The organism is Paenibacillus sp. FSL H7-0326 (assembly GCF_001955535.1).
Classification (GTDB): domain Bacteria; phylum Bacillota; class Bacilli; order Paenibacillales; family Paenibacillaceae; genus Paenibacillus; species Paenibacillus shunpengii.
In genome coordinates this window covers 1-14,080 of the sequence record NZ_MPVN01000003.1, presented here as the reverse complement: position 1 = coordinate 14,080, position 14,080 = coordinate 1, and the positions used below count along the sequence as shown (strand labels likewise).

Below are 14,080 nucleotides of genomic sequence, written 5' to 3'. Positions count from 1 at the left end.
CTTAAAAACATTGTAGAATTTCCTGATATGCCTTATATGATGGTAGAATTGTTGTCAAACACCTTGTTTTTACATAAAACTCGAGCTATTTTCGTATAAAATCGAACATAACAAACTGCTTAGGTGAAGTTATTTGACATCCATTCTAATCAACCATTGGTTGAATGCTGTATAATGGATAGATTTTTTGTCAGATCGACTCAGAATCTCGGAATCTACAATTGAAAAACAGGAAATTAGCGCTACATTTTGTATCGAGCTAATGAAAGATTTAGTCGAAATGTACTAGGATAAATGCAGCTGTATATTACAACTAGAACATAAAAAAGCCCATATCCTCCTGATTCCAGGATAAATATAGGCTTCACTCACAATTCTTAAGTATTTAGAATGTAGAATTCGAGCTGCAGCAGCTACTGCAATATATTCCACACTGCCTTCAGCATGCTCTTCATTTCCTTCCGTGTAGACATACCCAAGGAGTTCTTCTTCTTGAATATATAATTCATTTTATTGCAAAAACGAAACGATGGAATGTAATTCGACAATTCCACATTCGTCTAGATCAATTCCATTTTTCTGTCATACCCTATCTTATCTTCGGTTAAAGGAGGAATTGAGATGAGCGGAGTTGTTGAATCTTACAGCGGTTACGGTATGGGTGGTTACGGCGGTGGGAATAAGGTCGGCGCTATTTTAGTACTCTTTATTCTCTTGGTTATCATTGCTGCATCCTTTGGTAAAGGCTATTTTGGTGGTTACTAATAATCCAGCATAGAATTTTCTTAACCTGATATAAAGGAGGAATTGCTGTGAGCGGTTTAGTTGGAGGCTTTGGGTACGGCCATGGCGGCGATAACACAATCGGAGCTGTTCTTGTACTGTTTATTCTCTTGGTTATCATTTCCGCATCCTTTAAATGGGGCGGATTTGGAGGATACTAATAGACTGAGCAAAAAAGAGGTATTCCATATAAGGAATGCCTCTTTTTTGTGCTTGTTGTATCATGATGAATAAATTAATCCATATGAGATCCGCCGTTAATATCAATCTCCTCACCCGTAATGTAAGCTGCTTCTTTGGAAGCTAAGAAAGCAATTGCTGCTGCAATTTCCTCCGTTTCTCCCGGTCGACCAGCTGGAATTCCGGCGATTACAGCCTCTGCAGCAGACGCTTCCATCGACTTCCAAATATCCGTATTCACTAGGCCTGGAGCGACACAATTGACCGTAATACCGTCGCTTGCCACCTCACGGGCTAAATTTTTGGAGAATCCGAGTACGGCTGCCTTGGATGCGGAGTAATGAGCTCCTCCAAAGACCCCGCCTCCTCGTTTCGCGGACACGGACGACAAGCTGATAATCCGTCCATATTTCTGTTTTCTCATTGGTTCGAGTACAGCCTGTGAGCATAGGAATAATCCGAACATATTTACGTTAAAAACACGTGACATATCTGCCAGACTCATTTCTTCGACAGTTACCTTCTGCGATATGCCTGCATTATTCACAAGAATATCAATTCGTCCGTAAACTTCCATCACTTTATTCATCATCGCTTTTACAGAATCTTCACTGGTAACATTCAGCTCAACACCCAATGCTTCTCCACCTGCAGCTTGAATGGCCCGAACGGTATCCTGAACTCCATTCATATCAAGGTCAGCCACAACGACTGCTGCTCCCTGCTTTGCAAGGGTCATTGCAATAGTACGCCCAATCCCTCTTATAGATCCGCTTCCTGTAACAACAGCTGTCTGGTTCGTTAATTCAAACATGATGTAAACACTCCTGTACCTGTAATTTTGATTTCGTCATTTCAACATTGATTTAGCCGTAGATACAATGTTCTGCACGGTAATACCGTTCAACTCCAGCAGTTTCTCGTAAGGGGCAGATTCACCGAAGCGATCCTGTACACCAATCCGTCTGACAATGGCTCCGCCTTCTTCTGCGACCACCTCACTCACTGCACTGCCAAGTCCATTCAAGATGTTGTGATCCTCCACAGTAATGATTCTTCCGATAGACAAGCAATCGACCACGGCTTCCCGATCGAGCGGTTTAAGGGTATGCATATCAAGCAGCTTTACAGAAATACCTCCCTTCTCCAAATCTTCTGCTGCTTCCATAGCTAGATGGACAGTATCTCCGTTGGCAATAATGGCTACATCTGTGCCATTCTTCAGCTGCTTGGCTTTTCCGATCTCAAATTTTTCATTTTCATCATATATGACGGGAATGGTATCCCGTGTAAAACGCAGATAGACAGGACCATCATGCTCCGCTGCAGCGGCAACCAGCTTACGAGTGGAATAATAATCCGCTCCCATAATAACTGTCATATTAGGTATAGTACGCAGGACCCCCATATCCTCAATCGCCTGATGACTGCCTCCGTCATTTGCAGGGGTAAGTCCACCATGGGAGCAGGCGATTTTCACATTAAGATTCGGATAGCACACCTCCTGCCTGACTTGTTCAGCCATACGCAGTGACCCAAATACCGCATAAGTGCTAATAAAAGGAATCTTCCCTGTTGTTGCGAGACCTGCTGCAAGGCCTGCTGCATTCTGCTCAGCAATACCGACATTGATGTGCTGATTTGGCAGCTTAGCTGCAAAATCTGTCGTTTTACATGATTTGCCAATATCTATATCGACAACATAAATATTTTTGTTCTGCAAGCCCAATTCAACGATTTCGTGACCAAAGGCGTCTCTCGTCGCTATTTTCTTATTTTGCGTGTTTGTTTTGGATGTGTTCATCATTTCAAACCTCCCGCAATTTCTTTCATAGCATCTAAATATTCTGCTTCTTTTGGAGCAGCTCCATGCCAGCCGCAAACATTTTCCATAAATGAAACTCCTCTGCCTTTTACCGTGTTGCAAACGATACATTTAGGTTTACCATTCTGCTTGTCTCGGATTTCATCCAAGGTGCTCACAATCTGCTCCATATCGTGGCCGTCAATTCGTTTAGTCTCAAAACCGAACGCCTGGAATTTCAGCTCTAGATCAAGGTTTGGCATAATTTCATCGCAGGTGCCGTCAATCTGCAGATTATTATCGTCAACGAAGACAATCAGATTGTCTAATTGATACTTGTTGGCCGTTTGTGCGGCTTCCCAGATCTGTCCTTCTTGACACTCTCCATCACCCAGCATCGCAAATACCCTGTAATCTTTTTCGTCCCGTTTACCTGCAATCGCCATACCGACTGCACAGGATAACCCTTGGCCTAGCGAACCGGTAGAAATATCGATGCCCGGGCATTTTTTCATATCCGGATGACCTTGAAATGGAGAACCGTATTTACGTAACGTATGGACATGCTCAAAAGGTACATAGCCTCTATGCAGCAGGGCCGCATATTGGATTGGGCATACATGTCCTTTGGACAAAACGAACCGGTCCCGATCCTCCCATTTCGGGTTTGCAGGATCAATATTCATTTCCTTAAAATATAGAGCTGCGATAATGTCGGCTGCCGAAAAAGATCCCCCGGGATGTCCGGACTGTGCTTCGTAAATCATGGTCAGAGCAGTTTGCCGTAATTCAACAGCCATGTTCTTTAATTGTTCAATACTCGGTTGCTGCATGAATGATCACCTCATGTTTTAGTGAAATGAAAAATATAGACTTCGCATTTGTAATTTTGTCTACTTGTCTCCTAAGTTACTTTAAATAAAAACGAGTATAGAAGTAAATCTGCTTATTTATACTCGCTTATTTCTAATTTGGTTGTTAATCTGCACTTGAATAGAATCATACTAAAGTATCACTCGTATTTTTTATTGGAGCCTGACTCTCGGCAGTGTTGTTCTTGCCGGATTGCTTCACAAGAGTAACGACAATAACGGCACTTACAATCATACTAATTCCCAGAATAATCATTCCCATATTATGTGTTCCGGTAAGGTCATTGATGAACCCTACAAAATAGGGACCGAAGAAGCCTCCAAGATTACCGATACTATTAATGAAAGCGATCGCTCCACCTGCTGCAGCCCCTGTCAAGAAGGACGGCGGAATAGCCCAGAACGGAGAGTAGGCTCCAAAAGCTCCGCACAAACTGATCGTCAACAAAATGAATGCGCCTACAATACTGTATTCAGCAATAAACACACTAAGGATCATCGCAATAGCACTTATGATAAGACATCCTGCTACATGCAGCCTGCGTTCATTGGTTTTATCTGAGCTTCTACCTACGAAAAACATGACAACCATGGCGAACAGATACATGGCTCCAAGCACCCATCCCATATTTTGCAAAGACAACCCTGTCGTCTGTGTTAATCCTTGAGAGATCGTCGGCAGGAACATATTTATTCCGTAGTAACCGAACATCCAAAAAAAGTATCCAAATGACAATATAATGACGTCACGGTCTTTGATTGCTTGCCAGAACGTATAGTTTTTCACCTTTTGCTTCGCTTGCGCTTCCTTCGTCGTTACGTCGATAAGCCACGTTTTCTCTTCATTCGTCAACCATTTCGCGTCCTCAATCCGATCTGTCAAATAGAAGTAGCAGATAATACCTAGCAGAATTGCTGGAATCGCTTCCAAAATAAATAACCATTGCCAACCTGAAAGTCCTAACCAATCAATCTGGAGTAAAAATGTAGAGAGTGGTGATCCGATCGCATTCGCTGCGGGAATGGCAATCATGAAGCCGGCAATTGCCTTGGCATGATGCTTGGATTGATAAAATCCACTCAGATAATGAACCATGCAGGGATAAAAGCTTGCCTCTGCTACACCAAGCAGGAATCGAACGATATAAAATTGCACCGGAGTTTGGACAAAAGCCATAATGATCGCAATGAGTCCCCACGATATCATAATGCGGCTGATCCAGCGTCTTGCTCCGATTTTGGTCATCATCGCACTGCCCGGTACTTCTAGCAGAAAGTAACCTACAAAAAAGATGCCGGCTCCAAAGCCATATACCGCATCCGAGAAGCCTAAATCCTCATTCATACGAAGTGCAGCAAATCCAATATTTACCCGGTCAAGGATGGATATTGTAAAGCATAGAAACAAAAACGGAATTAATCGAAGCGTAACCTTGCGGGTCGTTGATTTCTCTAGCTGCTGAATATCCATAACAAATTCCCCCATAAAGGTGTAATAATCATGCTATCTAGGTTGACCTGCGGTGGCAAACCTGCTAAATTAACCGCTTACAAAAACTAAAAAAATATATTTCCTCTCTCCCTTCTTCCATGAACATTATACAAGTTTTTGTAAATTGATCTACTTGTTAACTTGTATCCTAAGTGTTTTGCATCCCTAGTATAAAACTCGCTTAATAAATATGTCAACACTTTATTCACGACTTGTTCAATAATAGGATCTTTTTCATAGAAAAATCCTCCGTTCATCCCTTCTTTGAACAGAGGATTGATTCATGCTATTCATGTTTCCAATAGCGGTCATATAGGTTTTGCATATGCGAAGTCATAAGCTTCTCCGCCCGATCTCCATCATGCTGCTCAATGGCTGAAATAATTTCTTTATGTTCTTGGAAATTCGTGTCTCTATAATCCGGACGGGTAACCGTGCGATCTCGGATAAACTTCCACATTTCCTGCTGTTTCATGGCCTCCACTATAGCGGTTACAAACTGAAGAAACAGGTCGTTATGAGAAGCTTTAGCGATTTCGGTATGCAGTCTTTCATCCGTCTCTGGCACATATTCCCCTTGGGCTGTCTCTAATTCCATCTGCGCCACGGTCATGCGAAGAGCTTCAATCTCTTCCTTCGATGCTCTTAGTGCAGCATATTTGGCAATCAATGGTTCGATATTCATTCTCGCCTCAACAATATCCTCTGGTGCAATAGATTCAAGCATAAAAGACGTTTCAGAGGAAGCTGATTCTGAAGGACTCTGAGTACTCTTTACATAAACACCTTCTCCTTGACGTGAATAAATATAACCGTTCATTTCCAAAGCGCTCAATGCTTGTCTAATCGGCGCACGACTTACACCAAACTGAGCACAGAGTTCTCGTTCTGTTGGCAATTTGTCACCTATATCAAATGTTCCTGACTGTATTTGAGACAAGATTTGATCATAGATTTGTATATACAGCTTGCTGCTAGTCACTCGGTTGAATTGAATACAGATCACATCCCTTCTGCTTGATTTCATATTCTATTAGTTATTATTCAATATGTATTATATTATAGCAGTAACTTGTAAGACAACATAATGAGTATTTAGTATAAAAACAAATATTCCCCTTCCGCTAAGGTTGGAGTATGCTCATCACCATTGAATTGTTGTGATGGCTTATTCACCCAGTTTTTTGGAAGGGGATTTAATCAAACGATATATGACCTTGTAAATGAAATAGTTACTGCTTCTGGTTCATTTTATTCACCGCGCTAAACAAAGCCTTGACAGAGGATTTGGCGATATCGGCGTCAACGCCGCAGCCCCAGAATACGGTTCCATTACTGGATGTAATACCGATGTAAGAAACAGCCTGTGATTTGGAGCCCGTCTCAAGTGCATGCTCGCGGTATACCAGGTCCTTATATTCTAGTCCACAATGATTCTGAAGCGCATTACTGATGGCATCCAGTCTTCCGTTACCGTTACCTGTAATTTGTTTTAATTCTCCACCCGTTTGAATCGTTACAATTGTATGGAAGTCCTCATCATCCGGGAACTGGTATTTCACAAATTCGACCGGTACTGAAATGTTTACATATTCCTGCATGAAGATATCGTAAATTTCGTTTGGCATCAGCTCTTTTTGTGTACGGTCTGACACATTCTTGACGACATAACCAAAGTCTTCGCGCATCTTCGGCGGAAGATCAAGGCCATATTTCTGTTGTAAAATGAACCCGATACCGCCCTTGCCGGATTGACTATTGATACGAATAATGTCACCTTCATATTCACGGCCGATATCAATCGGATCAATCAGCAGGTAAGGAACGGACCAGTGGGTACGCTGCTCCTCTTCACGCCATTTCATCCCTTTGGCGATCGCATCCTGATGTGAGCCTGAGAAGGCCGTAAATACAAGTTCCCCGCCATATGGATGTCTCTCATCCACATTCATTTTCGTCAGGCGTTCATATACCGAGATGATCTGAGGAATATTGGTAAGATCTAGCTGAGGATCTACTCCGTGAGAATACATATTCAGTGCTAGAGTGACGATATCTACATTCCCTGTACGTTCTCCATTACCAAATAAGGTTCCTTCTACCCGCTGTGCACCTGCCAGCATCGCCAGCTCCGCATCTGCAACACCGGTTCCTCTATCATTGTGCGGATGGACCGACAAGATTACATGCTCCCGATGGCTTAAGTGTTCACTCATATATTCGATCTGGCTCGCATAAATGTGAGGCATGGACATCGATACGGTAGCAGGCAGATTAATAATCACCTGATTGTCTGCTGTAGGCTGCCATACATCGAGTACACTGTTGCAGATATCAAGAGCAAATTCTATCTCCGTACCGGTAAAGCTCTCAGGCGAATATTGGAACTTAAAATTCCCTTCTGTATCCTGGGCACACTGCTTCAACAGCTTTGCTCCGGATACCGCAATATCAATAATTTCTTTCTTGGATTTGCGGAACACCTGCTCACGCTGAGCAAGGCTTGTGGAGTTATACAGATGGACGACCGCACTTTTGGCTCCTCTAAGGGATTCAAAGGTCTTGCGAATAATATGCTCTCTGGATTGGGTAAGTACTTGAATCGTTACATCATCTGGAATAAGGTTCTGCTCAATTAAGGTTCTAAGAAAAGCAAATTCTGTCTCGGATGCAGCTGGAAAGCCGACCTCAATCTCTTTGAATCCAATGTCCACAAGGAGATTAAAATACTCCAGCTTCTCTTCAAGGTTCATAGGCACCACGAGCGCCTGGTTTCCATCTCTAAGATCGACACTACACCAGGTCGGTGCTTCGGAAATATATTCTTTTTTTGCCCAGTTCATGCTTGTCTTCGGGGGCATAAAATAACCTCTTGCATATTTCTCCACATTTTTCATCGTAACGACCACCCTTTTCCCAATAGTATGTACATCTGATTTATGGATGCAAAAAAAGCCTTCCATCTCTTCATAAGAGACGAAAGACTTTACATCTTACGTGGTACCACTCTAATTCATACCATAAGGTATGCACTCAGGCAGATACAGGTCCAGTTGCAATGAACTTATATCCCCTAATTGATAACGGTTAGGACTCCGGCTCCACCTACTCCAGTTCAGCGAGCTACTTCAAGGCGAGTTCCAACATTCCTATGCGGCTGTTTTGCACCGGACAACAGCTCTCTGATCGCTTGGAATTGATGTACTATTCCTCTTCATCGTATTTAAATATTGATGTCATTTTATACTACAAAATTGAAGTTAGCAAGTGAAATCACGAAAAAACTTACAAGTTCCGTAAAATAAATGACATCGAAGTTTTGAAAATTCGAGAGCTGAATACTTAACGTTTCTTCAACGAAAGGACATTTTTTAGTTAATCCCAGCGCTGATCCAGCTTATCCGCATAGAAGGCAATGGCCTGTCTGTAGCTCTGAACTCCGGAATGATTAGAATTTTCAGCGATTTCCTTCAGCAGCAGCCTCATGGCGGATGCATATTCTTTGAGATTATACTGAACCATTGCAAGAAAGACTCTAAACTCTCTATGATTCGGGAATTCTTCTATACCTTGCCTTAATATGTTCTCGGCAGCTTCATACTGACCCAAGCTTCGATATGTACTGCCCAGTCCCAACAAAGCTCCTGATCTATCTTCTCCCTGTATCCCCATGGAGATGGCCTCCAAATAATAAGGAACAGCTTCCTTCTCAAGTCCTAATGAATCGTAAGTCCAAGCAATCTGATATCTTATTTGCGCCGCTTGGTCATTTTCAATTGTATTTTTAATATGAAGTAGTCTTTCCAGCGCTTCTTCCTTGTTTCCTTCATTTCTTAATTTAATGGCTTCCTCTATTAGATTCATAATGAATACTCCTTCTCGCAGCATGCTTGCAGTTATATCTTAACAAGCTGTTTTTTCCCTGTTCATGAGTCCATCTACCCACTCATAGCATTCCGCAAGCTCAGCATCCGTGATACGATCAGATTGGTGCTCGAATAGTATAAGGACATCCGAATTCAGCTCCCGAATGGCGATTAGATAATCCTCGATCGGTGCCCAGCCATCAATAGGAGATAACCTCGGAAGCACCGGATGATGCCTTAGAACCGCGTTATCTGTGTAACGGGCATTGGATAAATGAATGAGCTTGGCATAGGGAGTGTACTTGCGAATTACTTTCATCGCATCAAAATCCGGATCGGTCAAGGACTGAAGAAACAATCGGGCCGTATCCAGACAGATTCGAATAGAGGGATACTTCTCCAGTAGTCGAATCAGCAGATCGGTTTCCACAATGACACTCCGTACAGCGTCAAATTCAAGAACCGGCGTAAAACCGTACTGCTCCCCATAATGGGATAATCTCTGAAATACCTCTTCACTTCTGGCTTCAAAGGATAGGTTCGAATGCTCGCTCTCCCATTCATACTCCGCTTCATTGTCAAAATACCACAGCCCCCAATCCTTCTGCGGATCCAGTCTTACCGGCTTAGGATAATGAAACAGTACATATTCTGGTGTTAATTGCTTATCACGCAAAAACTCCAGCTCTTGTTCAATGAAACGGAATGCTTCTTCTCTAGTGTTCTCATCTGATGACATAAAGAGCGCATCCCGCGAATCATGTTGCCCAGCACGAGGAGCGAAATGAAATCCATACTTGAATCCATCCTTATGGGACAAGGACAAAAGCCTATCAAAATCCTCCACAGACTCATATAAACAATTCTCAATTCCAAAAAAGTGACTCTTGAAATCCCTTTCATATTTACCGAGATCAAAACCACCATATTGTCCGATTAAAAATTGGGCAGGCATCTAACGTCTCTCCTCATACGTATAAGTGATATTTCTTTAGTACTATATCATATACAACCTCTATAGTTTGCAAAAGAAAATGAAAGGAAATATAGAGAAATATGGATATTCGGAAACGAAATAAAGTTAAAGAGATTAATAAGAAAAGGGATTGAAACCTGCTTTATAGAATTGATTTAGATAATTCATTTTCTTGGAGGGATGACTGAATGGCCGAATTGATTTATCATGTTGCAGTTTCACTAGATAACTTTATTGCGGATCAAGGTATGATCGATGGAAAGATTAATAATTCCAGCTTTTTATTTGATGGGGATCATGTCCCAGACTTTTTATCCGATATTCAACAATACGATGCCGTATTGATGGGTGGAAAAACATATGAGTTTGGATTTCAACTTGGTGCTAAGCCAGGTGAACCTGGCTATAAGGGCATAAAGCATTACATATTTTCTAACTCCATGCAGTTTGAGTCAAACGAAGAGGTCGAGCTTGTTAAAGGTGATGCAGTAGGATTCATTAAAAATCTTAAACAGCATGGGAACGGAAAAATTTGGCTATGTGGAGGTGGAGAATTAGCTGGGTCGTTGATTAATCATAAACTCATTGATCAATTAGTGCTGAAGGTTAATCCCATTATAGTTGGTGAAGGTATTTCTCTATTTGGAAGCGTAAAGCCCCGTCTTAACTTAAAGTTAGTGGACATGAAGCAATACTCTAATGGAGTTATCAAATCAACTTACAATATCATTTATACTTAGAATATCCTGGAGAACCCCGGTCTTTTTGTAAAGACTCGGGTTCTCTTTTTTCTTAAAGTGGCGTGCATCATATACAGAATTGGACCGCTATCATTTCTTCATTTTCTGCGCGGTTGCTGTGCAAATTCGTATTATAAATGATTTTCAAGCAAAAAAAGCTGTTTTCAAATAGTTTAACTACTTGAAAACAGCTGTATGAGTAACATCAGGTTGAGCGAATGGTTTGTTCAGTTTAACACCAACGGAACATATGTTCGATATTTGCAGCTTCGGAATTAGACAGGCGTCGCCTTGCTTTTCATATTATTAGTATAAATCCTGAATAAATATAAGTCTATATTTTTCCAAAAAAATCATCTATATTTTGATAGACCTGGCCAGGTGAATATATTAATGTGCAAGAATGGAGGCTAGCTTTAAAGTGAAGATTCGGTTGTGGAACACCAATCTGAAGATCCGATTATTTGGTGAATCGCTGTTCAACATGCTGTACTGGATGTACTTCCCTTTCATTACGGTTTATTTCAGCGAATTGTTCGGATTACAGACAGCTGGGCTTATGATGACAGTGCCTCCCTTGTTCAGTTTGGCCGGCAGCTTAATTGGCGGATACATGGCTGACCGTTTAGGCAGACGTACAGTGATGCTTATCGGTACAGCACTGCAGACCATCATGTTTGCCCTGTTTGCCGCATCGACTCATCATGTAATAGATTATGCGGCTTTTATAGGAATTGGCCTGGGTTCCGCCTTGTACAAACCCGCCAGTTCCGCGATGGTCGCAGATCTGGTCCCGCAGAAGGACCGCAGACAAGTATTTGCTGCTTATACGACGGCGAACAATTTAGGAGCCGTGCTTGGCCCCGCCTTGGGCGCTGTATTCTTCTTCGAATATCGGCAAGAGCTGCTGTGGTGCTGTACCTCCATCATGCTGATCTACTGGGCTCTGATCTTTTTCTTCGTTCATGAGAGCAAGCCCGAATCTGTTACCCATCGTACATCCTCCCATTCATTTCTGAGTTTACTAAGGGAACAATGGACAGGCTACGGGATTATTTTCCGAGATAAAATGTTTCTTCTCTACTTGCTGGCAGGAGTATTCTCGCTCATTTCAATCATGCAGCTGGATCTTTATTTAGCAGTCTATATTACCAATTACGTTCCAGCACAGTCCTTAATCTCTATGTTTGATATAAACATCCGGTTGGAACATACTGAAATATTGGGCTGGGTTCTGGGCTTGAACGGTCTTATGTTTGTGCTGTTTGTACTCCCAGTCACCAGATGGCTGCGTCCTGTACAAGACCGTAACGTATTCATTCTATCTGCATTGCTGACAGGAATCGGTACATTTCTACTCGGACTGGGCACGAATATCTGGTACTTATTTGGCTGCACAATCATCTTCACAATTGGAGAGATCGTAAGATCACCCGTGATGCATAGCTTCATAAGCCAATATGCTCCAGAGCACGCCAGAGGACAATATATGGGAGCTGACCATTTGCAGTATATTGCCGGCCGTCTTTTTGCACCCATTACTGTTTTTTTATCTGCCTGGGTTGCACCGCTTGGTATCTTCAGCCTTAATTTTGCTTCGTCGCTGATCAGTGCACTACTGTACTATGCGTTATTTCGAGGACTTCAATCAAGGGGCGTGTAAATCGCACCAGCATCCGAAATATGGCATGCAAGTGCCTATAACTAACAAAGAGACACAGCGCTTGTGTCTCTTACGTCTTTAAGTTGCTGCATTCGCAGCATTATTCTGCCTGGCCTGAATCGAGTGAACTCCCATGACAACTGCGATCCATTCATAAGAATCCACTTCACTTGATAGGTTATCTAGACGATAGGAGCCCGGACCGAAGAAGCCAGAGGTTCTTGTAAAGGTCGCTGCTACATTCCCCGATTCATCCTCAATCGTATATTCTTTGGAGAAGGCCGGAGAAGTGATGGAATAGATTCCTCGTGAACCCGCATGATATTCATACCTTTTCGTCAAAAAGCTCATCTTGGCCCTGACGATGCCAATAATCTCTTCCTCAGGGTCCATTACATTCCACTTTCCCGAGAACGCACGAAATTTACCCGAATAAACCAAATCACGGGATGGTCCATAAATGTCCAGAGAAGTGCCGAAAGCACTCTTTAAATCGATACTTCCGGCTTCTTGACCCGTGCCATCCACAATTTCTGTCATACCCGAGCTGAAAAAGTTATTCCTGAAATTAAGCTCCATTCCGCTTCCCCTCTTCATTCTGAAATGCAACTCTTATATTGACTCAGATCCAGTCATACTTCTCTCTTATCCCCTGATGAAAGGCATGATCCGGATTCTGCTCGACCATCCTCTGAATGGCCTGCTTCCAAGTCTGCTGGATATCTGTGGGCTTATCCTTCGTAACAGACTGTTTGCTCATCACGCCCTTGAGATAGACCAGATCCTCCTGCAGGCGATCCAAATCCTCTAGAAGCAGCTGATGTGATTTATGACGCAGGTTATTTGTCGATTGCAATGGCTGCAAGAGATCACTCTCAACATACTGGTGGTAGTCCTGCAAGAGATTTGCCATCACTCGGGTAGATGCACTGTCTTGCTGTCTAAAGTAAGGCTCCATCTGCTGAAGCGATATGCTGCCCAGTTCCAGACTGCGTGCTGCCGCATCAAGTCGACTCACCACCTCATCGGTCTCTAGTAAGTCATCTGTCTTAAGCTTCTCTGTCAAATAGGTAATATCTTCTATCGGCAAAGTGAACCCCCTGCCAACCGCTTCATTCCATAATCTTTCGTTTGTTTCCCTTTGAGCCTCCTTGTAATCCATTAGATGAATATTCAGCGCTGCACTAGCAACGAGCAGGATCGATAGCAATCCTATGATTAGTTTACTCTTATGTTTTTTCCAAAAATACATCATTATCGTTCCCCTCACTTATAACGTCCCCGGATGCTTGTAATACTCAATCATCTTAATGAACTGTAATGAATAGTTGCTCTCCACTTCGCTAAGTGAAAATAATTTCCCTTCCCATTCATGAAGTGCAAACACATAATCATGTCTAACCTCATCCATGGCCGGTTTGCCTATGTATTGTCCTTCGTAATCTTTGAACTGGTCCTTAAATGCTGTATCAAACATGATCCGATGCTTAAATGATGCATGGACAAAAGCGTTAACCAGCACCAAGGTGTCATGACTCTTATCGACGACCAGATAAATATTGCCGCGATCATCTTCAATAAGATCTTTGTTGATTTGAATATCCATGTTCTCCACTCCTTTTCTCTTATTTATACTTACACTTTAATATAGCGCAAAAGTTATTTTTGAATGACTTGTTATAGCTAATATTAATTATAATACCA

The 14,080-nt window shown here is 42.3% G+C and carries 15 protein-coding genes and 1 other annotated feature; of the genes, 4 read left to right on the top strand and 11 right to left on the bottom strand.

Annotation, left to right across the window (positions count from 1 at the left end; all coding sequences use genetic code 11):
• Positions 1-621: 621 nt before the first annotated feature.
• Both BK126_RS29455 and BK126_RS29120 read left to right on the top strand, forming a co-directional pair.
• Positions 622-765 (top strand): hypothetical protein, encoded by a 144-nt coding sequence (locus BK126_RS29455; protein ID WP_177178688.1) that lies wholly within the window; start codon positions 622-624, stop codon positions 763-765.
• Positions 766-812: 47 nt separating this feature from the next.
• Positions 813-944, top strand: a complete 132-nt coding sequence (locus tag BK126_RS29120) for a sporulation protein YjcZ (protein WP_143042098.1) — start codon at positions 813-815, stop codon at positions 942-944.
• Positions 945-1,018: 74 nt separating this feature from the next.
• On the opposite strand, the gene BK126_RS16055 is transcribed toward BK126_RS29120, so the two are convergent.
• From BK126_RS16055 to BK126_RS16020, 8 genes are all read right to left on the bottom strand, one after another.
• Complete coding sequence (locus BK126_RS16055; protein ID WP_076313581.1) at positions 1,019-1,777, bottom strand: SDR family NAD(P)-dependent oxidoreductase; 759 nt, start codon at positions 1,775-1,777, stop codon at positions 1,019-1,021.
• A 36-nt stretch (positions 1,778-1,813) separates the two neighbouring features.
• Positions 1,814-2,767, bottom strand: a complete 954-nt coding sequence (locus tag BK126_RS16050) for a transketolase family protein (protein ID WP_143757757.1) — start codon at positions 2,765-2,767, stop codon at positions 1,814-1,816.
• A complete protein-coding gene (locus tag BK126_RS16045; RefSeq protein WP_076313579.1) occupies positions 2,767-3,600 on the bottom strand; it encodes a transketolase in 834 nt (277 codons plus the stop codon). The genes BK126_RS16050 and BK126_RS16045 overlap by 1 nt, the downstream gene beginning before the upstream one ends.
• A gap of 166 nt (positions 3,601-3,766) precedes the next feature.
• A complete protein-coding gene (locus BK126_RS16040; RefSeq protein ID WP_076313578.1) occupies positions 3,767-5,110 on the bottom strand; it encodes an MFS transporter in 1,344 nt (447 codons plus the stop codon).
• A 307-nt stretch (positions 5,111-5,417) separates the two neighbouring features.
• The gene (locus BK126_RS16035) at positions 5,418-6,158 is read right to left on the bottom strand and encodes a FadR/GntR family transcriptional regulator (RefSeq protein ID WP_076313577.1); all 741 of its coding nucleotides are present in this window, start codon (positions 6,156-6,158) and stop codon (positions 5,418-5,420) included.
• A 205-nt stretch (positions 6,159-6,363) separates the two neighbouring features.
• Entirely contained in the window at positions 6,364-8,028 is a 1,665-nt protein-coding gene (gene leuA, locus BK126_RS16030) for a 2-isopropylmalate synthase (protein ID WP_076313576.1), read from the bottom strand.
• A 72-nt stretch (positions 8,029-8,100) separates the two neighbouring features.
• Positions 8,101-8,358 (bottom strand) — a binding site (T-box leader).
• Positions 8,359-8,506: 148 nt separating this feature from the next.
• Positions 8,507-8,995: a tetratricopeptide repeat protein gene (locus BK126_RS16025; protein WP_076313575.1), complete on the bottom strand. Its 489-nt coding sequence runs from the start codon at positions 8,993-8,995 to the stop codon at positions 8,507-8,509.
• Positions 8,996-9,034: 39 nt separating this feature from the next.
• Positions 9,035-9,952 carry a TIM barrel protein gene (locus tag BK126_RS16020; RefSeq protein WP_076313574.1) on the bottom strand — a complete coding sequence of 306 codons (918 nt, stop codon included), beginning with the start codon at positions 9,950-9,952 and terminating at the stop codon, positions 9,035-9,037.
• 209 nt (positions 9,953-10,161) lie between these two features.
• Between BK126_RS16020 and BK126_RS16015 the strand changes: the two genes are divergently transcribed.
• The gene (locus BK126_RS16015) at positions 10,162-10,713 is read left to right on the top strand and encodes a dihydrofolate reductase family protein (RefSeq protein ID WP_076313573.1); all 552 of its coding nucleotides are present in this window, start codon (positions 10,162-10,164) and stop codon (positions 10,711-10,713) included.
• Between the two features lie 421 nt (positions 10,714-11,134).
• Complete coding sequence (locus BK126_RS16010) at positions 11,135-12,376, top strand: MDR family MFS transporter (protein WP_179085554.1); 1,242 nt, start codon at positions 11,135-11,137, stop codon at positions 12,374-12,376.
• 78 nt (positions 12,377-12,454) lie between these two features.
• Here the strand turns inward: BK126_RS16010 and BK126_RS16005 are convergent, their stop codons facing one another.
• From BK126_RS16005 to BK126_RS15995, 3 genes are read right to left on the bottom strand one after another with little or no spacing between them, the layout of a single operon-like run.
• The gene (locus BK126_RS16005; protein WP_076313571.1) at positions 12,455-12,955 is read right to left on the bottom strand and encodes an LURP-one-related family protein; all 501 of its coding nucleotides are present in this window, start codon (positions 12,953-12,955) and stop codon (positions 12,455-12,457) included.
• Between the two features lie 43 nt (positions 12,956-12,998).
• Positions 12,999-13,631 (bottom strand): hypothetical protein, encoded by a 633-nt coding sequence (locus tag BK126_RS16000; RefSeq protein WP_143757739.1) that lies wholly within the window; start codon positions 13,629-13,631, stop codon positions 12,999-13,001.
• 15 nt (positions 13,632-13,646) lie between these two features.
• Positions 13,647-13,982, bottom strand: a complete 336-nt coding sequence (locus tag BK126_RS15995) for a hypothetical protein (RefSeq protein ID WP_076313569.1) — start codon at positions 13,980-13,982, stop codon at positions 13,647-13,649.
• Positions 13,983-14,080: the final 98 nt, after the last annotated feature.